The sequence below is a fragment of the Campylobacter concisus genome, assembly GCF_002913745.1.
Lineage (GTDB): Bacteria > Campylobacterota > Campylobacteria > Campylobacterales > Campylobacteraceae > Campylobacter_A > Campylobacter_A concisus_R.
Map to the genome: position 1 here is coordinate 75,821 of NZ_PPCG01000030.1, position 19,712 is coordinate 95,532.

Below are 19,712 nucleotides of genomic sequence, written 5' to 3' on the forward strand. Positions count from 1 at the left end.
TACCTTTCGTGATTTTTTGGCGATTTTAGCACTTATTTTTAAATTTATATCTTAGCACGCTCGCATGCAGGCACGCCATACGCCTTTATGCCATCTTTTATATCTCTAATGACCACGCTTCCAGCGCCTATGATGCAGTTTTTACCGATGCTTATGCCTTGAATGATGCTTGAGCCAATGCCAACGTGCGTAAATTCGCCCACGCTCACATTTCCAGCAAGGGCTGCATTTGGGCTGATGTGAGCAAATTTACCTATCACGCACTCATGCTCTATCACTGCGCCAGAGTTTATGATAGTGCCCTCTTTTATGCGAGCTTTTGCGTTTATCACGGCATTTGGCATGACCACTACGCCTTTTTCTATCACAGCGCTCTCGCTCACGACCGCACTTTTATGGATCAAATTTACTATCTCAAAGCCAACATCCTCCACCTTTTGGCTGATCTTTTGCCTTGTTTTATTATCACCTATGGCTATTATGATGTCAGCTTTTTCAAGCTCTGGGCTAAATTTATGCTCACTAGCATCATCTAAAAAAACTATCTCATCATAGCCGTTATCTCTAGCGATGTCAGCGATCACAAGACCATGCCCACTCGCTCCGTAGATGTAAATTTTCTTAGTTTTTGCCATTAAATTTCTCCGTCGTTGCCTGCCCCTCTTTACTGACACCACTTCGTTTTAGCACCTTTTCGATGGTCTGCAAAGCGATCTTTACATCAAGCATAAAGCTTAAATTTTTAGCGTAATAGACGTCGTATTCAAATTTTTTCTCCCAACTTATGGCGTTTCTGCCATTTACCTGCGCTAGGCCCGTGATACCAGGGCGCACGTCGTGGCGGTGCTTTTGCGTTTCGTTATAGATGGGTAGATACTCAACCAAAAGCGGCCTTGGTCCGATGAAACTCATATCGCCCTTTAGCACATTAAAGAGCTGTGGCAGCTCATCGAGGCTAAGAGAGCGGATAAGTTTGCCAAATTTACCAAGACGCTGATCATCTGGCAAGAGTTCGCCATTTGCGTCACGCTCGTCACTCATCGTCTTAAATTTATAAATTTTAAAAATTTTCTCATTAAGCCCTGGTCTAGCCTGCGTAAAAATCACATCACGGCTTACTTTAAAATAGATAAAAATAGCCGTTGCTATGATGATGGGCGACGTTAAAATAAGCAAAAACAAAGCCCCCAAAATGTCAATCACCCTCTTTAAAAAATTTCTATACATCTATAAATTTCCTATAAATTTCTATATATCTTTTCGCGATTTGCTTCTCGTCAAACTCACTAACTGCCCAGTTTCTGCCATTTGCTCCAAGCTTAGCGCAAAGCTCCTCATCATCAAGCAAAGTTTTTATCTTACTAGCAAGATCACTTGCGTCTTTTACCTTGCATAAAAGTCCGTTGTAGCCATCTTTTACAGCTTCATTACAGCCTGTAACGTCACTTGCGACGACTGCTTTAGCCATGCTCATCGCCTCTAAAACCGTTCTTGGAAAGCCCTCTTTGTAGCTTGGCAAAGCTAGCAAGTAAGAAGCCTTTAAAAGCTGTGGTATGTCGTTTCTAGCGCCAAGATATCGCACTTTGCCACCTTTTAAAAAGCTCTCGTCTGCGGTTGATTTATTACCAGCAAAGCCCTCGCCCACAAAGACAAATTCGCAGTTTTTATAGCCATTTAAAATTTCTGCTGCCTCGTAAAATTCACGAACACCCTTGTGCCACATGGCTCTTGCTATCATTAAAATGACCTTTTTTTCACCAAGATCAGCTGCCTGCGTGATGGCTGGGTCAAATTTAGCAGTATCGACGCCGACACTTTTTATGCGGTACACCTTGCTTTTATCTATCAAATTTTTAGAGATCAGATAGTCTGGATCTGCGTCATTTACGAAGATACAAGCATCGGCCTTTGCAAAAGAGAGCTTATAAAGGCTCTCCATGACAAAACGCACGGCCTTTGTCTTAAGATCATCATCGATATAAAAGCTACCAAGGCCTTCAACCAAATTTATCACGTGCTTTATGCCAGCATTTTTAGCAGCAAATGTGCCAAAGACATTTGACTTGTGAGCGCCAGTTTGCAGCAGGTCTAAATTTAGCTCGCCTAAAATTTGAGATAGTTTTTTTGAGTTATTTATCACGGTTAGCGGATTTAGACTAGCCTTATCAAGCTCATAGGTGACGGTGTGAAAGCTTTTAGCAAGCTCATTAGTGAAATTTCCTTTTGGAGCGATAGCAAAAACCTCATGCTCCATATCTTTTAAAGCCTGCATTATAGGGCGTCTAAAAAAGTGTATGCTCATATCAGCGTGGCTTAAAAATCCTATCCTTGCCATCTCTACCTCTTTAGCCTATAAACTTTTGCCGCCCCATCAAGTATGACTGGCTCAAAGACCTTAGGATCGTATCTTTCGAGCACGAAAAGTTGGATGTAGGCGCTATTTAAAATACTCTCATCAAGGATGATAAATCTACCATAATCCCTCATAAAAATGACAGAAATGTTTGAGCTTTCATTATTTTTATACTCTTTTACATTTAGCTTGCCAGCCTCGTTGTAGTCGGTCTCTATGAAAGATCTTAGTGGTAAGACATTGCCATCATAGATCAAATTTGTGACATCACTTGTTAGGGTAAATCCACCACTTAGCCTAATGCCCTTTTCGCTTTGCGAGATCGCTCTAGTGGTTATGAAAAGTCCGTTGTTTAGGTTTTTACCATTTTTTAGATCGATCTTGCTAAACTGCAAAATGGTCGGAAAAATGCTAAGCATCCTATCTGGCAGGTAATAATATATCTCTCTGCTCTTTGCTGGTAGGCTAAAATTTGCCTCTTTTATCTCGCTAAAAAACTGATCAACGCTTAAATTTCTATCTTTTAAAATTTGAGCCAAGTTGCCATTAAAGTGCTCTTTGAAATTTCGCTCAGTGTATTCTACATCGAGCCTTGCCATATTTGCCGAGCTCATCTCGTCGCTTCCAAGTGCAAAGCTTACGGCAAAATTTTCACGTCCAAGGTGCTTTCCGCCGTCAATTAGCGTCTTAACATCGCTGTAATATCTAATCGGATATCCATAGTCCCACCACGCAACCACGTAGTCCTCGCGCCCTGCGATGCCTTTTAGCTTGTTTAAAATTTCAACTTCTTTATTTACAAAGACTGGCTCAGCCTTGTAGCCATAGATGTGAATGAGCGCTGGAGCAAGCACTAGGGCCGCTATGAACACTCTTATGAGATTTAGCACGGCTCCTTTTAGCTTTAAATTTGCAAGCACGAACTCCACTAAATAGCCAAAGCCAAGCGCCATGATAGGCACGGCGTAAATGGTAAATCTAAGGCCGCTTTTAAAGGCCAAAAAGCCAATTGCGAGCATGCCAAGCGAGACGGCAAATGAGCGGTGCTTGTAGCAAAAAAGAGCAACGCCAGCAAGCGAGATCAAAAATGTGATGACATTTGCGCTGATCCTCTCGCAAAATAGCGTAAAATCAACGACGCTTGACTCTTGGATAGTTTGATTGACATTAAAAAAGTGAAAGCTCATGCCGCCAACTTCAGGCACATCTCTAAAGACGTAAAATTTAAGCTGAAAGATTATCGGATTTAGCCCGCCACGGATGACAAAAATAACAAAGATAACCGCCAAAATGCCAAGAGCAATTTTTAAATTTATCACCTCTTTTTTAAATAAGCAAAGTGCATAAATAGCGATGACAACGATAAATTTAAGCGTTAGATCAAGGTTTGAGATAGCGAGTAAAAGCAGCGAAATTTCAAGGTAAAAGAGTGGATTTTTCCTATCAAAAATGAGCGTGTAAAGTAAAAATAGTCCAGTTAAAATGCTAATAAGCGAAAAGGCACTCAAATACCACCACATATAGATAAGCACGCTTAAAGGCGCTATTATCAGGCTCTTTGTGTCCTTTTTCTCAAGCACCCTAACAAGCCCCCAAACGACAAAGACACTAAGAGTGATGATGAGCATGTCGGTGTCGTAGTAACCAGCCATCGTGCGGTTGTAGTAGCTATTTGCGATCACTGCAAGAAGTGCAGCGATAAAGCCAGCCATTTTTGCTTTGTATTCATTTGCGATCAAGATAACAGGCACAGCCACAAGCGACGAGAAAAAGACACTCATATAAATCATCGCCGTCTCAAGCTTGACACCTAGAAATTTCACGATCCAGTAAGTAAGCGTCGAGAGCGGATAGCCGTAGTAGCTAAGGTCATTTTCTTGGTGAAAGCCAGCTAACATATCTCTTGCACCCTCGGCAAATGCGTAGCCGTCATTTGTGCTGATCATCAGCTCGTTGTTCCAAAAAAAGACTGGATACTCACTCGCCCAAAAGACCCAGTAAAGCCTGCAAACCATGCCAAAGATGACTGCGGCAAATATCATAAGGTATAAAGAGTAATTTTTAAAAAATAAATTTCTATTCATTAGGATTTTCCAAAAAATTTATAAGCTCGCTCGCTATATTTTCACTATCAAAAAATTTAGCCCGATTATACGCAACATTTTCAAAATTTTGCCTTATTTCACGCTCGTTAAGCACCTTTATCATCGCCTCTTTCATCGCATTTTCGTCATCAACTGGCACTAAGATGCCAAACTCGCTATCGCCCAAAAGCTCCTTTGCGCCGCTCTTGTGCTCGGTTGAGATGATAGTTTTTTCGCACGCTAGTGCTTCCAAAAGCACATTTGAAAAGCCCTCAAAACGCGAGGCACAAAGCAAGCAAGAGGCGTTTTTTATATGCCTAAAAGGATTTTTATCAGTGTCAAGAAGCTTTACCCGTTCACCCACGCCAAATTTGTCTATCAGATTTTGCAGCTCATCCTTTAAAGGCCCTTTGCCAAGGATGCCAAGCGTGGCGCGAGGGTCGTTAATCAAAGCGATTATTTTTATTAGCATGGCTTGATTTTTACCGCTATCAAGGCGGCCGATGTTTATGAAAAATGGCTTAAAGCCATCCTCAAGTGGCTCATCTTTTAGCAAATTTATAGTTTTTAGATCAAGGGCGTTATAAAGCACCTTTGTTTTTGCCTCACTCATGCCAAAATTTCGCACCAGATCCTCTTTATTGCCAGCTGCATTTGCAAGGATTAGATCAGCTTTTTTATAAAGATGAGTGAGTAAAAATTTATTAACCCTGCCGCTTAGATCGTTTTTATATAGGATCGACGGACAGCTTCGCTCGCTGATAACTAGCCTAGCCTTTAGCCCTAAAATCCTAGCAACCCCAGCGATATAGCAAGGGCGGTTCATCAGCACAAACTGCGTGTCGATGTTTAAGCTTTGACAGAGCTTTTTATACTTAAAGGCAAGCAACGGCATCGCTAAAAAGAGCCTTGCAAGCTTCTTTAGTCCGCTCTCGTAAGGATCGCTATTTTCTATAAAGTGGATCTGCACCTCGCTTGGGATCTCGTAAGCGATGACCTTGCTCATTAAGATGAGATGAACTTCATAACGTTTTACCAAAAATGGCAGCAAATTTGCCACATTTCGCTCAGCCCCACCAGGTCCCATCGAGTATAAAAAAACGGCTAATTTTTTCACTTGCTAACAACCTTTTTTATAAATTCTCGCCACTGCTTGATGATATTTTCTTTGCTAAATAAATTTGCACTTTCGCTGGCGTTTTTTGCTAGTTTTTGCCTTAAATTTTCATCTTTTAAAAGCATTTCAAGCTTATTTTTTAGATCATTTGCGTCGCCATTTTTAAAGATAAGCCCGTCTATGCCGTCATTTATAAGCTCCCTTGCGCCCACAGTGTCGCTACTTAGCCTAGCGCAGCCAAAGGCGCCTGATTCTATTAGCACATTTGAAAGCCCCTCGCTTCTTGAGCTAAGAGTGAAAATTTTTGCCTCGCTATAAAGCTTGCTAACGTCGCTCATGTGACCTAGAAATTTGACATTAAGCCCTAAATTTGACGCCATTTGCTTCAGTTGCGCTTCTTGCCTGCCACTGCCTGCGATCTTTATCTCCCAGCCATCAAGCAAGCTCTTATCCGCCTTGCTAAGCGCCTCAAAATAGATATCATAGCCCTTTACCGCCTCCAGCCTTGCCACGCTTAATATGACGTTTTGCTTCTTGCAAATTTCAGGCGCGTCGATAAAAAGTGGGTTGTGGATGACCTCGCTATTTTTGGCAAATTTATAGTAGTCGTAGTCGCTTTTACTTAGCACGCTTAAGCCATCTACAAAGCGGTAGCTAATATCACGCATAGCGCTTGCGATTTTGCTTTTTAAGTAGCTGTGTTCGTGGTGCTCAGTTGCTATTAGTTTGCTCTTTAGCCCAGCATTTGCCAGCACGCAAGCGACGTTTGTCCAGTCGATAAAGCTAATTATGAGATCAGCCCTTTGCTCTTTAAAAAGCGCTCTAAGAGCGAGAATTTTTTTAAATTTTAAAGCAAGCCCTGAGCCAGTGACGTTAAGGTTTATGATATTTATCTTTTCACTAAATTTATAAAGCCCAAGGTCCTCTTCAAGAAGAGCGATAGTGATCTCATTGTCTTTGCAAAGCCCATTTGCAAGCACGTTTAGCACTCGCTCGGCTCCACCATTTCTAAGTGCGGCTATAACAAAAAGAATTTTCACTTCACACCTCCAAGCCTTAAAAGCTCCAGCCATTTTTTATAAATTTGCTCCACACTAAACTCATCAAGTCTAGCCCTTGCGTTTTTGACAAATTCGACCATTTTTGCCTCATCTTGCAGCATTTTTGCAAGCTTTTCGCTCATCTTATCAGCGTCATTTATCTCGCAAAGCAAGCCATCAAAGCCATCTTTTATAAGCTCTTTTGCCCCGCTAGTTCTTGTCGCAACCCGCACGCAGTCGTAGTTTATCGCCTCTATCAAGGTGTTTCCAAGACCCTCGAAATTTGAGCAAGAGAGTAGCACCTTTGCCCTTTTATAAAGCGAAGCGATGTCGCTTACATTGCCTAAAAACTGGACATCAGCGCCTAAATTTTTAGCTAAATTTTCTAAATTTGCTCTTTCGCCGCCATCTCCAGCGACAGCAAATTTATAGCCGCTTTGCTTTAAGTTTGCAGCCACTCTTACAAACATTTCGCAGTTTTTTATCTTATTTAGCCTGCCAACAAAAATGACTAAATTTTCTTTAGAAAAGCTCTCACTGAGCACCTCTTCAAAGAGTGGGTTGTAAATTTTCATCACATTTTTGCAAAATTTCGAGTAATGTCCTAGATCCTCGTCGCTTAGGACGCTAAGTGCATTTGCAAATGGATAGCTTATGCGTCTTAGCACCTTAAAAATGGCTCTTTTTGGCGCAAGATAGTTTGTGTGCTCGCTTATGATTATAGGCGTTTTTAGACCGGCTGAACTAAAGAGCACCAAGGTATTTACGGCGTCTAAAAAGGATATCACAGCGTCAAATTTGCCCTCTCTTATGAGCGCTCTTAAAGCAAGCACCTTTGAAACTCTCTTTTTTAAATTTCCAACAAAGCCAAGTTCATCAGCCCCAACGCCTAAATTTATGAGCTTCACGCCACTTGCCAGCTCGTAAAATGGCTCGTCCTTGTCAAATTTAACAAGACTTACATCGTGATCCATGCTAAACCTTGATGCGATCACCGCGCAAACTCGCTCTGCACCGCCACTTCTAAGCGTTGATGTGACAAATAATATCTTCATACGCCAAACCTTTGTTTTATCTTCACTCTAAGCTTTGAAAGTGCTGGTAAAAAGCCACTTGGAAGCGGGCTAAGCAGTAAGAAGATAAGCGCTTCTTTACTAAATTTAATGCTAAGACTTTTAAAGATACACCTTAGCATAAGGCCATATTCGCCCGCTATTTTGGCGTAGTAAGCGGCGTTTTTATACTGCATAGCTAGAAATTTTGGCTCGTTTTTTATAGCGATATCGTAGTGTAAATTTGCGGTTTTAATGTAAGCGTTTGCCACGTTTAGCGCGTGTTTGCTGGCATTTAGCGTTGCACTATCACTTCTTGCGATGCGGTAGATGTAAAGTGGCTTTTTAAGATAGAAGACATTTTTTTCAAAAAAGCGGATATAAAGCTCATTTTCGCCGCCAAAACTGCTCTCATCAAACCTAAAGCCGTCTATAAATTCACGCGAAAAAAGTTTAAAATACTCGCCATTTATCCGCCCGCAGTGATAATCAACCTTGCTCATCGCCCCGCTCTTGCTATATGGGCTTCTACCAGCTATCACCTCGGTCATCACGCCATCTTTTTCGCAGATCGCGTCTGCAAAAACGCACGAATACTCACCACTTTTTAAAATTTCATAGCACTCCTTTATCGCCTCCGGCAAAAGCTCATCGTCATCATCTAGCAAGCAGACAAACTCGCCTGTTGTGTTGTCAAAGCCGTTATTTTTGTTGCCATTTGGGCTCTTTTTATGAGCGCTATTTTTTACAAACTTAATCCTAGCGTCGTTAAAACTCTTGCAAATTTCACTCGCACTCTCGTCATCGCCGTCGTCAGTTACAACTATTTCTAAATTTTTATAGCTTTGAGCTAGAGCGCTTTTTATAGCCTTTTTTAAAAGCTCTGGACGCTTGTAAGTCGCGGTTACGATGCTGATTAATGGCTCGCTCATTTAGCCCCTTTTAAAAATTCTCTCATAGCCTTGAAACTTTTCAAGTCGTGAGAAAAGTATAAATTTAAATGTTTTTATGTAGGCTTTTAAATTTGCGCTGTATCCTCTCTCAAGGCGCTCGCTCTCGATGTTTGAGCCACTTAGATCAGTTGGGTGCGCAAAAAGGTCGCAAAAATACATCTGCATATCATTAACGCCTAGCAAATAGTCCCAAACATCGGTCGTGCAAAGCGCATTTTTATGAATTTCAAGCAAATTCTTAGCACTTTTTTTAGTTAGCACATAAGCCCCTGCTCTATAAATGCATAAAAATGAGTGCTTTGAGACCTGCCAAAGTGGCTTACTTAGGCTGGCATCCACCTTTTTGCCAAAGGCACTAAACCTGCCCTCCAGCCCATCTTGCATGCCACATATCAGCACGCTCTCTTCTGGTATCTTGCTAGCTGCTAAAAATGCCTCTTTTATGGCATTATCATCTCCGATCACGTCATCTTCAAAGATGAGAGCAAATTTGGCTTCACTCGCCAAAAACGCCTCGTAAGCCTTCACGTGCGAGAGCGAACAGCCAACCTCAGCCGGGCTTAAAACCTTGCCGTAAGCTTTAAATGATGGCGAAATGATCTTGTAGTACTCCCTCGCGTTTAGCTCCCTGCCGTCTATTGCGTCTATTAGTTTAAAGCTATCATAAGAGCCAAATTTCTGCTGCAAAAACTCGCGCCTTTTGGTGTCTTTTGCCAAAGAGATCAAGTAAATTTCATTCATTTAAGACCTTTTAAATTTTTTTAAAATTTTACGCCAAACTATGCCTCGCTCGAAAGCATTAAAAAACAAAAAATATCCCAAAACATAAGCTGCGCTGGCGTATATCGCAGCAAAGATAGCAAATTTTAGCCAGTTATCTAAGCTCACAAAGTCCTTGCAGGCAAACATCGCAAGCACGCAAAGCGCAAAAACGGCTAAATTTTTAAAATAAACCCCGTAAAATGTGGTGAGCTTCACCTCTAAATTTAAAGCGGCATTTATGAGGTCAAAGCCGAGAATTCTTATGCTATAAAAAATGGCTGCGACGATGACGATACCATAAACGCCGTAGTCACTAAATTTAAGCAGTGCGATCTGCGCTATGATCGTGCTAACGCCAAGGATGGTGTTGGCAATGGCTGGGCGGCGAAGCTTGTTTGTCGCGCTATCAAGGTTAAAAAGCGAAAAAACAAAGCTTATAAATACGATCGGCACAAGCGTGATCATCGAGATATTGTAGATAAATTTAACCTCATCTGCGCTTTTAAAAGGTAGCCAAAGCGTGTAAAAATCAAGCCCAAAAACGACGAAAAATGCGGCTGGAGCGCTCATCACAAAGGCGATAACCTTCATTGAAAATTTAGCCTCTTTTATGAGGTCCATGATCAAATTTTTAGAGTAAAGCTCGACAAATTTTGGTGCAAAGATGCCGCTAAGCTGCGCTACAAAGCTCTCAAGTATGATAGGGGCGGCCTTGGCGACTGAAAGAAGGCCAGTGGCGTTTGCATTTACGAAAATGTTGCAGATAAATAGGTCCATGCCCGTTAAAAGTATGCGATTTAGCGCATTAAAGCTGTTCCAAATGCCAGAGCTTAAAAGCTCTTTTATCTTAGAAAAATCAAATTTACTAAGGCTAAATTTTAGCTCTGGCGTGATGCGAGCTGACATAAAAATGGTGCTAAAAAAGACAAAAAGGCTAGCAACTAGCGCTGAAATGGCGATGTATGAGATAAATGGCTTAAAAAAGAAAAAGAGCGCCACGATGAGGGCTGCTAGGATCGCGCTTGAGATGGCGTTTCTGATGGAGAGTAGGTAGAGCTTGTTTGTCACAAAAGCACAAACCGTCAAAACGCCGTTAAATAGCCCAACGCAGAAATTTATAAAGTAAAAAACAAGGGTCATTCTCACGTCAAAGAGTAAATTTTCAGGGACATTTAAAAAGCTTTGCAAATTTAGTATGAAAACAGAGCTAAGCACCACGACAACGGCGCAAAAGAAGATATTTACAACAAGCACTGATGAGTAGTAGGTGTTTGCAAGGCTTAGATCTTTTTTGTGCCACGCATGAGCGACAAAGCGCCCGCTGACCGAGTTGATCGCCACGCTCACGACTGCTGCGTAGCTAACGATGGCGTTGCTAAGGCCCACAAAGCCAAATGCCTCGTTGCCAAGGCTTTTTAAGATAAATGGCGTAAGAAAGAAATTTATGCCCATTGATACGACAAAAACGACGATCAAGCTTATTAGATTGATTAGCATTAGACTTTTAACCTTTGAAATTTAGCCCAAAAGCTAAATTTAAAAAGAAAAAACCATAAAATTTAGCCGCCAAGCCAGATGGCAAGGCAGCTATGTAAATTTTAAATTTAACGCTCACTTACAGCCTAGCGTCAGCCTCTGGGTAGATATTTTTTATATCATAAACCAAGTGGCCTTTTAGGTTGAGCTTTTTAAATTCATTGTGAGCTACGGCGATCACGATGCAGTCGTAGTCGTCTAGGTTATACTCTTTTACTAGATCAAAGCCGTACTCGTGTTTTACCTCGGCACTATCAGCCCAAGGATCAGTCACATCGACCTTGCAGCCAAAGTCTTTTAGCTCATCAACCACGTCTATAACGCGAGAATTTCTTATATCTGGGCAGTTTTCTTTAAATGTCATGCCAAGAACAAGCACGCGCGCTTTGTTGATAAGCACGCCTTTTCTTATCATTAGTTTTATCACTTGATCGGCTGCGTATCTGCCCATATCATCGTTGATGCGGCGACCTGCTAGGATCATTTCAGGGTTGTAGCCTACCTCTTGAGCTTTGTGAGTTAGGTAGTATGGATCTACGCCGATGCAGTGACCGCCGACTAGACCTGGGCGGAAATTTAAGAAATTCCACTTAGTACCTGCAGCCTCAAGCACGTCGATAGTGTTGATGTGAAGCTTTTCAAAGAGCATCGCAAGCTCGTTTATAAAGGCGATGTTGATGTCGCGCTGAGTATTTTCGATGACTTTTGCAGCCTCTGCTACTTTGATGCTTGAAGCTTTGTGAGTGCCAGCTGTGATGATAGAACGATAAATTTCATCGACCTTGTCAGCGATCTCTGGAGTTGAGCCACTTGTGATCTTTTTAATCTTTGTAACAGTGTGCTCTTTATCACCTGGGTTTATGCGCTCTGGAGAGTAGCCGCAGAAGAAGTCTTTGTTAAATTTAAGCCCACTCTTTTCAAGAAGTGGCACGCAAATTTCTTCTGTAACGCCTGGATAAACGGTGCTCTCATAGACAACGATGTCGCCTTTTTTAAGCACTTTTGCCACGCTCTCAGTCGCTTTTACCACTGGAGTTAGATCAGGGCGTTTGTTCTTATCTATCGGAGTTGGGACGGTTACGATGAAGAAGTTGCAACTTCTGATGTCATCTAAATTTAGACTAAATTTCATGCCATTATCGATCGCTTTTTTCATCTGCTCGTTGCTAAGCTCAAGCGTTCTGTCATAGCCACTTTTAAGCTCTTCTATACGTTTTGCATTTACGTCAAAGCCGACTACTTCGTACTTTTCACTAAAAGCCGCTGCTAGTGGAAGTCCCACATATCCAAGTCCTACTACTGCTATTTTCATTTCTCTTTCCTTTTTAAAATTTTTGGTTTTATTGTTTCTACACGTTCATAAATTCTTATCTCTGCGCCCACGTCTTGTGGGGTTACGATCTTAATGGGGCTAATGCCAGGCAAAATTTGAGTAAATTCATAATAAATTTGCCTCTTTTTATTTTTGCCATTGCAAGGCTTAAGCGGCTCATCATCTGCGCTAAATTCATAATAAACCCCGCTTTTATCCTCTTTTTTATCTAAGCCTCCGCCCTCTAGCATAGCAAATTCGCAATCCGTTTGCACCTCTTTAAAAAATGCAGCTTCATATTTAAAATAATCATTCGGCATCTTTGAGATAGGCAGCTCAAAAACCTGCTCTTGCGTCTTTGCTTCACTTTTACCTGTAGCCTCGCTAGCTAAGAGCGTAAAAGGTAGCAAACAAGCTATGAGAGATAAAATTGGCTTCACGCTTTGACGCCTATCTGAAAATATTTAAATCCATGCTCAGCTAAAGTTTTAGCGTTATACTGGTTGCGTCCGTCAAATATGACAGCGTTTTTTAGCCTCTCTTTGATCTCCATAAAATCAGGCGATCTAAACTCGCTCCACTCCGTCACAAGCACCATAGCATAGGCGTTATCAAGAGCGTCATATTTATTTTTAGCATATTTTATATCTAGATTTGACATATATTTTTTAGCTTCTTCGCTTGCTTTTGGATCGTAAGCGACCACTTTTGCGCCAGCTTCATATAAAAGCTTTATCAAAGTTAGCGAGCTAGCCTCTCTCATATCATCGGTATTTGGCTTAAATGCAAGCCCCCAAAGTGCAATTGTCTTGCACTTTAGATCGCCGCCAAAGAAGTTATAAATTTTATCAAATAAAACTCTTTTTTGAGCCTTATTTCTTGACTCGACCGCGTTTAAAAGCTCTGGCTCAAAGCCATTTTGCCTAGCTGTGTAGATTAGCGCCTCGACGTCTTTTGGAAAGCAGCTACCGCCATATCCGCAGCCTGGGTAGATGAAGCTATATCCGATCCTTGAGTCGCTGCCGATGCCTTTTCTAACTAAATTTACATCAGCGCCTACGCGTTCGCAGATATTTGCTATCTCGTTTATAAAGCTTATTTTGGTTGCCAGCATCGAATTTGCAGCGTATTTTGTCATTTCGGCTGATTTTACATCCATGCAAATGAGCCTGTCGTGATTTTTCATAAATGGCTCATAAAGCTCCCTCATCACATTAAAGCCCCACTCGCTGCTAGCTCCGATAACTACGCGATCTGGCTTTAAAAAGTCCTCAACCGCCGCACCTTCTTTTAAAAACTCTGGGTTTGAAACGACTTCAAATTTGATCTCTACATTTCTCTTTTTAAGCTCAGCCTCTATCACCTCGTGCACCTTAGCTCCAGTGCCCACTGGAACGGTTGATTTATCGACTACGATTAGCGGTTTGCTTAAATTTTCTCCGATAGACTTGGCAACCGAGAGAACATATTTTAAATCCGCCTGCCCATCAGCGCCCATAGGCGTGCCAACTGCGATAAATAACACATCTGCGTGCTCTAGCGCCTCTGTTATCTGCGTGCTAAATTTAAGCGAGCCATTTTTGTAGCACTCACTCACGATATCAGCAAGCCCTGGCTCATATATAGGCACGACGCCGTTTTTTAGTGCCTCGATCTTTTTTTCATCAACATCGACGCAGATCACGCTGTTGCCCATTTTAGCAAAGCATGCACCGCTTACTAGTCCAACATATCCGGTTCCAATTACTGCTATTTTCATATTTTTCCCTAAATTTTCTTTTCCCACTCAAGGGCGGTTTTTATGATGAGCGCTAGGTCATCTCTTTTTGGCTTCCAGCTTGTTAGCGAGCGCAGTTTGCTTGCGTTTGAGATAAGGATAGCTGGGTCGCCGTCCCTTCTTGGCGCGTTTAGCACCTTAAAATTTACCCCACTTACCTTTTTTGCGGTTTCGATCACCTCTTTTACGCTAAATCCTCTGCCATATCCCACGTTAAAAGTTTCGCTGCCATTTTGGCTAATATATTCAAGTGCGCTTATGTGGGCGTCTGCTAGGTCGCTAACGTGAATGTAATCTCTAACGCATGTACCATCTTTTGTCGCGTAGTCATCGCCAAAGATACCCATGCTATCGCGCTTGCCAAGTATAGTTTGCACAGCTACTTTGATAAGGTGCGTAGCGTTTGGATAGTTTTGGCCGATAAGCCCTTCTTCGTCTGCGCCTGCGACGTTAAAATAGCGAAGTATTGCAAATTTGAAATTTTCATTTGAAGCGGCGTAATCTTTGATGATCTGCTCGCTCATGAGTTTGCTTCTGCCGTATGGATTTATAGGGTTTGTAGGCATTGTTTCGCTAACTTCTGCCACGTCTGGCTCGCCATAAACTGCAGCAGTTGAGCTAAATATAAATTTATTTACATTGTAAGTTTTTGCATATCTTAGCACCCTTGCGACGTTTGCGGTGTTGTTTAGATAGTATTTTAGCGGCTCGCTCATACTCTCAAAGACCTCGATAAACGCTGCAAAATGAATGATCGCATCAAATTTACCATTTGCAAAAATTTCGCTTAGGTCATCCTCTAAATTTGCATTTATAAATTTAAAATTTCCTATCTTTTGGAGTGCCTCAAGTGCTTTTTGTGAGCCCTTGCAGAGATTGTCGATGATGGTTATCTCATCTTTGCCTTGCTTTAAAAGTGCTTTTACTACGTGGCTGCCGATATATCCAGCTCCACCTGTTACTAAAATCTTCAAGTTTAAGCCTTTCATAAAAAAGTGATTAATTTTATCAAAAATAGAGTAAAGCAAAAGTAAAGCAGGGTTAGTTTTTAAATTTTGCTTGAAGACTGCATGGATAGGTCTTTGCCTTTATAAATTTAAAATAGACTTACAATCTATTTTAAATTTAATCTTTATAATCCCTCATCTACAAAAAAAGGATAAAAATGAATGTTTCAATATTAAATTTACTACCGATAAAGCAAGGCAGTGACGCAAAAGAAGCCATAGATGCAGCCGTTAGACTGGCTAAATTTGCCGAGGATATCGGCATAAATCGCTACTGGGTCGCAGAGCATCACAATATGCAAAATTTAGCAAGCTCAGCCACACAGCTTATCATCACACACATCTTAGAGCACACAAAAAGCTTGCGTGTGGGCTCTGGCGGCGTGATGCTACCAAACCACAGCCCCTACTCCATCGCCGAGCAGTACGCCACTCTTGAGACACTATTTCCAAACCGCGTCGATCTTGGGCTAGGCAGAGCTCCAGGGACTGACCAAGAGACGGCTGCAGTGCTTAGACGAGGCGCAAGAGAGATAGAATTTGATATGCAAATAAACGAATTAATGGACTATTTTAACGCCAAAAGAGCCGTGAAAGCCTATCCAAAAATTGAAAAATTTCCGCCTATTTACATACTTGGTTCAAGCATATATAGCGCATATGTGGCGGCTGAGTTTGGTCTGCCTTACGCCTTTGCGTCGCACTTTGCACCACGTGCGCTAGAAAAAGCGGTAGAAATTTATCGTCAAAATTTCAAACCATCGCCCTTTTTAAAAGCACCCTATATCATCGCAGGAGCAAATGTGATAATAGCCCAAAGTGACGAGCTAGCGAAGAGTTTGGCAACCACGCAAACGCAGTTTTTCTTAAACATAGTAACTGGCGAAAAAGAGTATTTGCAGCCACCAAAAAAGGATAACGACGAGGTCTTTGCTGCGTCTTACAAAACAGGTGCCAAGGCTCCGCATTTTGGGCCGATCGACTTTAGGCAGATAGAGCTAAAAAATAGAGAAAGAAGCGTCACGGAAGAGATGATGGCGTGCTCTTTTATAGGCTCAAAGCAAAGCGTTAAAGAGCAAATTTTAGAGTTTCAAAACAGACTTGAAGTCGATGAGATCATGGCTCAAAGCTTCATTTTTGACGAGGATGCGCAGCTTGACTCTTTTAGGGCATTAAAAGAGATCGCGGACAAAATTTAATCCTCTCTAACCCTTAAAAATATAGGAAATCTTGGCTTGCCATTAGAGGTTAAATTTTGAAATTTATATGTGATAACAGAGCCTATCTTTGGTGGCTCTTGACGGTTTTTATCGCTTAGTCCTGAGCCTATTTTAAAAATAGTGCCCTTTTTTGGCTCGCTAGCTTTTTCTTTATCATCTTTGCCGCCAATCGCCTTGCAGGTAAGCGAGCCAGCAAGATTTGTGTATTTGCCGCTGCCTTTATTTACGGCGACAACCTCACACTCGGCGTCTTTAAATTTCTTAAATTTGAGCGCATTTTTGCTTCGTTTTCGCTCGTATGGCGCATTTGGCTCACGCACCACAGCTCCTTCGCCGCCTTTTGCGATAATCTCCTCTGTAAATTTTAAAAATTGAGCGTTATCGCGCATTTTTATCTGCTTTATGATGATCAAATTTTGATCTGGCTCATTTTTTAGAAATTTAGCCAAAACTTCAAGCCTATCAAGCAAGCCGCCACTTGCCTCTGGCACGTCAAAAATGTGAAATTTAAGTCTGCTCCACGCCTTTTCATCTGGCAGCTTATCCATCACGGTCGCTTGAATTTCTTCAAATTTAAGCTCCTTTGCGTAAAGCTCGCCATCAAGTGCAAATTTAGGGAAATTTTTAGTAAAACTTTGCGACGCATTTAGCTTTTTGCCCTGCCTTGAAAGCAAATTCTCCCCGTCCCAGTAGGCACGCACACCATCAAGCTTTTCGCTAGCTAGCCAGCCTGAGACGTTTTGATCTTTAAATTCGCTAAGGCGCAACAGATCAAGGGAAAATGCAAAATTTAAAAGCACCAAAAGTGCAAAAATTATTCTAATCAAGCCTTGCACTTACAAAAACAATAGTCCATATGATCATCCACCACGCCCACACTTTGCAAAAAGGCATAGGTGCTAACAGAGCCTAGAAACTTAAACCCTCGCTTTTTTAGCTCCTTTGCCACAAAGTCAGACATCGGCGTGGTTGCTGGCACTTGCTTGATATTTTGGTAGTGATTGATGATCTGTTTGCCGTCAAATTTAGGGTCAAATTTTCTTAGCAAATGTCCCCACAAATAGTCATAAAAGCTGCTAAATTCTTGCGTCACAGACAAAAATGCAAGTGCGTTTGTGGTAAGCGATTTTAGTTTTAGTCTATTGCGTATCAGCCCATCGTTTTGCATAAATTTAGCTATCTCAGCCTCGCCATAGAGCTTGATCTTTTCAGGATCAAAGCCGTCAAACGCCGCTCTCATAGCCTCTCTTTTTTGAAGTACCCCATGCCACGAAAGCCCCGCTTGAAAGCCCTCCAAAACTATCATCTCAAAAAATTTTCTATCATCTTTTATGACTTTGCCCCACTCATTATCGTGGTAGGCTATGTCAAGCTCGCTCTTGGCCCACTCGCAACGTCTCATTTAAATTTTGATCCCGTAAAACTCGCTATACCACTCGACAAATTTAGCCACACCGTCATTTACTTTTGTATTTGGCTTATAGTCAAAGTCAGCCACCAAATCGCTCACATCAGCAAATGTCGCTGGCACGTCGCCTGCTTGAAGTGGGAGAAAATTTTTCTTGATCTCACGGCCGATCTTTATCTCAACTGCTTTGATGTAGTCCATGAGCTCAACTGGGCTGTTATTGCCGATATTATAGACCTTAAACGGCGCTTTTGAGGTGGCAGGGTCTGGGTGCTTTGCGTCCCAGTTTGGATTTGGTTTAGCTGGGTTGTCGATGCACTTGATGATACCCTTTACGATGTCGTCCACGTATGTAAAGTCGCGCTTCATCTTGCCGTAGTTAAAGACATCGATGCTCTTATCTTTAAGCGCGGCATCAACGAACAAAAATAGCGCCATATCAGGGCGTCCCCATGGTCCATAAACCGTAAAAAAGCGAAGTCCGGTCGTTGGCACATTAAATAGGTGGCTATAAGTGTGCGCCATCATCTCGTTGCTCTTTTTGGTCGCTGCGTAGAGGCTTATAGGGTGATTGACCCCCTCGTGCGTAGAAAATGGCATGTTTTCATTTAGTCCATAAACCGAGCTAGAGCTTGCATAGACTAAATTTTTGATCTCATTGTGGCGGCAGCACTCGAGGATGTTCATAAAGCCTGTGATGTTGCTGTCGATGTAGGCTTTTGGATTTATGAGCGAGTAGCGAACGCCAGCTTGTGCGGCTAAATTTACCACTACGTCAAATTTTTCTTTAGCAAAAAGCTCTTTCATCGTCTTTTCATCAGCAAGGTCTGCTTTTATAAATTTTAAATTTGGATGCGTTTTTGATGTGATGAGCTTGCCGTAATCTATCTCGCTCACGTCAAAGCCAGCCGTTTTTAGGCGCGCAAGCTTTAAATTTACGTCGTAATAGTCGTTTATCACGTCATATCCAACGACCTCATCCCCACGAGCCACAAGGGCATTTGCAAGGTGAAATCCTATAAATCCAGCTGTTCCAGTTACTAAAATTTTCATATTTTTCCTTTCATTTTGACTTATTCGTCGTCTAAATTTATCTCAGGCACTTTCTCTTCAAAAAGTGTCTTGCTCTTTGGCTCTTTTGGCTTTAGATCGCTTGCTTTTTTAAGCAAACCGCCCAGCATATCGCGGTTTAGCTCCTCTTTGCTAATGGGCCTTACCTCATCAAATTCGCTAAATTCCAAAGCCTCTTTATCTATCTTTATCTCGTAGTCTAGCTGTCCGCTAAGCCTTGCTAGCTCGTCGCTTATCGCAGAGCAAAAGACCTCGCTATATCCCCTGTGAGCACAGTTTTTGGCTAAAAATTCGCTCATCACGTTTAGGTGATTTATGTAATCTTCTTGCAAGATATTTGCCTGCAAAAGCTCAAATTTCAAAAATAGCCAGTAGGTGTTGAGCACGTCGCTTTCGCAGTATTCGTTTATCTTATCAAGCTCGCCTGCATAGTATAGCTCAAGCACCTGATCGCCGTGCACGTCGTATTTACCAGGTAAATTTAAGCTAGCACAAAGCGTATCGAGCTTTAGCCCTCTTACGCTTCCAAAATCGCTTATAAAATCAAGTAGGTCAAGGTGAAATTTAGGCGAATACCTCGCTCTATAGTTTTCCCATTTGTTTTTATTTAGCTCTTTGTTTTCGCTCTCATAATATGCCGCTGCGTTTAGGTTGTAACGCATCGCACGCACCATAAGCATTGGCAGGTCAAAGCCACGTCCGTTAAAGCTAACGAGCCTTGGGTTGTAATCATTTATAAATTTTAAAAATTTAGCGATGATTTCGCGCTCGTCCTTGCCCTCCATCGTGCTAACTTTTAAAAATTTGCCGTACTCATCGGCCATCACCGCAGAGATCGCGACCACTCTATGAAACATCACAGGCAAAAACTCACTCCCACTAGCCTCTTTTTGCAATGCCATCGCCTGCACGCTCACATCTTCGTCGCTCCCGTCAATGCCGTAAATTTTTCTTATCAAATTTGCGTCAGGTATCGTCTCGCAGTCAAAGACGCAGATGTAACTTTTCGCCATTTTAGCC

19 protein-coding genes are annotated in these 19,712 nt (G+C 41.9%); 1 reads left to right on the forward strand and 18 read right to left on the reverse strand.

Annotated features, from left to right (window positions below; all coding sequences use genetic code 11):
- Positions 1–44: 44 nt before the first annotated feature.
- The 14 genes from pglD to galE form a co-directional block, all read right to left on the reverse strand.
- Positions 45–635, reverse strand: coding sequence for a UDP-N-acetylbacillosamine N-acetyltransferase (gene pglD, locus CYO90_RS03925; RefSeq protein ID WP_103578520.1), 591 nt, complete (start codon positions 633–635; stop codon positions 45–47).
- Positions 622–1,227 (reverse strand): undecaprenyl phosphate N,N'-diacetylbacillosamine 1-phosphate transferase, encoded by a 606-nt coding sequence (gene pglC / locus CYO90_RS03930; protein WP_012140183.1) that lies wholly within the window; start codon positions 1,225–1,227, stop codon positions 622–624. The genes pglD and pglC overlap by 14 nt, the downstream gene beginning before the upstream one ends.
- Positions 1,220–2,335 (reverse strand): N,N'-diacetylbacillosaminyl-diphospho-undecaprenol alpha-1,3-N-acetylgalactosaminyltransferase, encoded by a 1,116-nt coding sequence (gene pglA / locus CYO90_RS03935; protein ID WP_103578521.1) that lies wholly within the window; start codon positions 2,333–2,335, stop codon positions 1,220–1,222. The genes pglC and pglA overlap by 8 nt, the downstream gene beginning before the upstream one ends.
- 2 nt (positions 2,336–2,337) lie before the next feature.
- Positions 2,338–4,437 carry an STT3 domain-containing protein gene (locus tag CYO90_RS03940; RefSeq protein WP_103578522.1) on the reverse strand — a complete coding sequence of 700 codons (2,100 nt, stop codon included), beginning with the start codon at positions 4,435–4,437 and terminating at the stop codon, positions 2,338–2,340.
- The gene (gene pglJ, locus CYO90_RS03945) at positions 4,430–5,554 is read right to left on the reverse strand and encodes an N-acetylgalactosamine-N,N'-diacetylbacillosaminyl-diphospho-undecaprenol 4-alpha-N-acetylgalactosaminyltransferase (RefSeq protein ID WP_103578523.1); all 1,125 of its coding nucleotides are present in this window, start codon (positions 5,552–5,554) and stop codon (positions 4,430–4,432) included. The genes CYO90_RS03940 and pglJ overlap by 8 nt, the downstream gene beginning before the upstream one ends.
- Complete coding sequence (locus CYO90_RS03950; RefSeq protein ID WP_103578524.1) at positions 5,551–6,594, reverse strand: glycosyltransferase; 1,044 nt, start codon at positions 6,592–6,594, stop codon at positions 5,551–5,553. Before CYO90_RS03950 ends, pglJ begins: the two co-directional genes overlap by 4 nt.
- On the reverse strand, positions 6,591–7,649 hold the full coding sequence (locus tag CYO90_RS03955) for a glycosyltransferase (RefSeq protein ID WP_103578525.1): 1,059 nt from the start codon (positions 7,647–7,649) through the stop codon (positions 6,591–6,593). Before CYO90_RS03955 ends, CYO90_RS03950 begins: the two co-directional genes overlap by 4 nt.
- Entirely contained in the window at positions 7,646–8,578 is a 933-nt protein-coding gene (locus CYO90_RS03960; protein ID WP_103578526.1) for a glycosyltransferase family 2 protein, read from the reverse strand. The genes CYO90_RS03955 and CYO90_RS03960 overlap by 4 nt, the downstream gene beginning before the upstream one ends.
- Positions 8,579–9,340, reverse strand: a complete 762-nt coding sequence (locus tag CYO90_RS03965) for a glycosyltransferase family 25 protein (RefSeq protein WP_103578527.1) — start codon at positions 9,338–9,340, stop codon at positions 8,579–8,581. It lies immediately after the preceding gene.
- The gene (locus CYO90_RS03970; protein WP_103578528.1) at positions 9,341–10,858 is read right to left on the reverse strand and encodes an MATE family efflux transporter; all 1,518 of its coding nucleotides are present in this window, start codon (positions 10,856–10,858) and stop codon (positions 9,341–9,343) included.
- 118 nt (positions 10,859–10,976) lie between these two features.
- Entirely contained in the window at positions 10,977–12,209 is a 1,233-nt protein-coding gene (locus tag CYO90_RS03975; RefSeq protein ID WP_002939912.1) for a nucleotide sugar dehydrogenase, read from the reverse strand.
- The gene (locus tag CYO90_RS03980; protein WP_103578529.1) at positions 12,206–12,649 is read right to left on the reverse strand and encodes an ecotin; all 444 of its coding nucleotides are present in this window, start codon (positions 12,647–12,649) and stop codon (positions 12,206–12,208) included. Before CYO90_RS03980 ends, CYO90_RS03975 begins: the two co-directional genes overlap by 4 nt.
- Positions 12,646–13,968 carry a UDP-glucose dehydrogenase family protein gene (locus CYO90_RS03985; protein WP_103578530.1) on the reverse strand — a complete coding sequence of 441 codons (1,323 nt, stop codon included), beginning with the start codon at positions 13,966–13,968 and terminating at the stop codon, positions 12,646–12,648. Before CYO90_RS03985 ends, CYO90_RS03980 begins: the two co-directional genes overlap by 4 nt.
- Positions 13,969–13,976: 8 nt before the next feature.
- The gene (gene galE, locus CYO90_RS03990; RefSeq protein ID WP_103578531.1) at positions 13,977–14,960 is read right to left on the reverse strand and encodes a UDP-glucose 4-epimerase GalE; all 984 of its coding nucleotides are present in this window, start codon (positions 14,958–14,960) and stop codon (positions 13,977–13,979) included.
- A 191-nt stretch (positions 14,961–15,151) separates the two neighbouring features.
- Between galE and CYO90_RS03995 the strand changes: the two genes are divergently transcribed.
- On the forward strand, positions 15,152–16,192 hold the full coding sequence (locus CYO90_RS03995; RefSeq protein WP_103578532.1) for an LLM class flavin-dependent oxidoreductase: 1,041 nt from the start codon (positions 15,152–15,154) through the stop codon (positions 16,190–16,192).
- On the opposite strand, the gene CYO90_RS04000 is transcribed toward CYO90_RS03995, so the two are convergent.
- Genes CYO90_RS04000 through CYO90_RS04015 form a run of 4 tightly spaced genes read right to left on the reverse strand, consistent with a single transcriptional unit; the run spans position 16,189 to position 19,705 of the window.
- On the reverse strand, positions 16,189–17,037 hold the full coding sequence (locus CYO90_RS04000; protein ID WP_103578556.1) for a DNA ligase: 849 nt from the start codon (positions 17,035–17,037) through the stop codon (positions 16,189–16,191). The genes CYO90_RS03995 and CYO90_RS04000 overlap by 4 nt on opposite strands.
- On the reverse strand, positions 17,037–17,615 hold the full coding sequence (locus tag CYO90_RS04005) for a DNA-3-methyladenine glycosylase I (RefSeq protein WP_103578533.1): 579 nt from the start codon (positions 17,613–17,615) through the stop codon (positions 17,037–17,039). Before CYO90_RS04005 ends, CYO90_RS04000 begins: the two co-directional genes overlap by 1 nt.
- On the reverse strand, positions 17,616–18,674 hold the full coding sequence (locus CYO90_RS04010) for an NAD-dependent epimerase (protein ID WP_103578534.1): 1,059 nt from the start codon (positions 18,672–18,674) through the stop codon (positions 17,616–17,618).
- A 20-nt stretch (positions 18,675–18,694) separates the two neighbouring features.
- Positions 18,695–19,705, reverse strand: coding sequence for a 3'-5' exonuclease (locus tag CYO90_RS04015; RefSeq protein ID WP_103578535.1), 1,011 nt, complete (start codon positions 19,703–19,705; stop codon positions 18,695–18,697).
- Positions 19,706–19,712 lie beyond the last annotated feature (7 nt).

Coding starts and splice junctions, on each gene's coding strand:
- CYO90_RS03970 (WP_103578528.1), bottom strand. CDS start 10,858: ATGCTAATCAATCTAATAAGCTTGATCGTCGTTTTTGTCGTATCAATG.
- pglC (WP_012140183.1), bottom strand. CDS start 1,227: ATGTATAGAAATTTTTTAAAGAGGGTGATTGACATTTTGGGGGCTTTG.
- CYO90_RS03940 (WP_103578522.1), bottom strand. CDS start 4,437: ATGAATAGAAATTTATTTTTTAAAAATTACTCTTTATACCTTATGATA.
- pglD (WP_103578520.1), bottom strand. CDS start 635: ATGGCAAAAACTAAGAAAATTTACATCTACGGAGCGAGTGGGCATGGT.
- pglA (WP_103578521.1), bottom strand. CDS start 2,335: ATGGCAAGGATAGGATTTTTAAGCCACGCTGATATGAGCATACACTTT.
- CYO90_RS03955 (WP_103578525.1), bottom strand. CDS start 7,649: ATGAAGATATTATTTGTCACATCAACGCTTAGAAGTGGCGGTGCAGAG.
- CYO90_RS03960 (WP_103578526.1), bottom strand. CDS start 8,578: ATGAGCGAGCCATTAATCAGCATCGTAACCGCGACTTACAAGCGTCCA.
- CYO90_RS03975 (WP_002939912.1), bottom strand. CDS start 12,209: ATGAAAATAGCAGTAGTAGGACTTGGATATGTGGGACTTCCACTAGCA.
- CYO90_RS03995 (WP_103578532.1), top strand. CDS start 15,152: ATGAATGTTTCAATATTAAATTTACTACCGATAAAGCAAGGCAGTGAC.
- CYO90_RS04005 (WP_103578533.1), bottom strand. CDS start 17,615: ATGAGACGTTGCGAGTGGGCCAAGAGCGAGCTTGACATAGCCTACCAC.
- CYO90_RS04015 (WP_103578535.1), bottom strand. CDS start 19,705: ATGGCGAAAAGTTACATCTGCGTCTTTGACTGCGAGACGATACCTGAC.
- CYO90_RS03985 (WP_103578530.1), bottom strand. CDS start 13,968: ATGAAAATAGCAGTAATTGGAACCGGATATGTTGGACTAGTAAGCGGT.
- CYO90_RS03965 (WP_103578527.1), bottom strand. CDS start 9,340: ATGAATGAAATTTACTTGATCTCTTTGGCAAAAGACACCAAAAGGCGC.
- CYO90_RS04010 (WP_103578534.1), bottom strand. CDS start 18,674: ATGAAAATTTTAGTAACTGGAACAGCTGGATTTATAGGATTTCACCTT.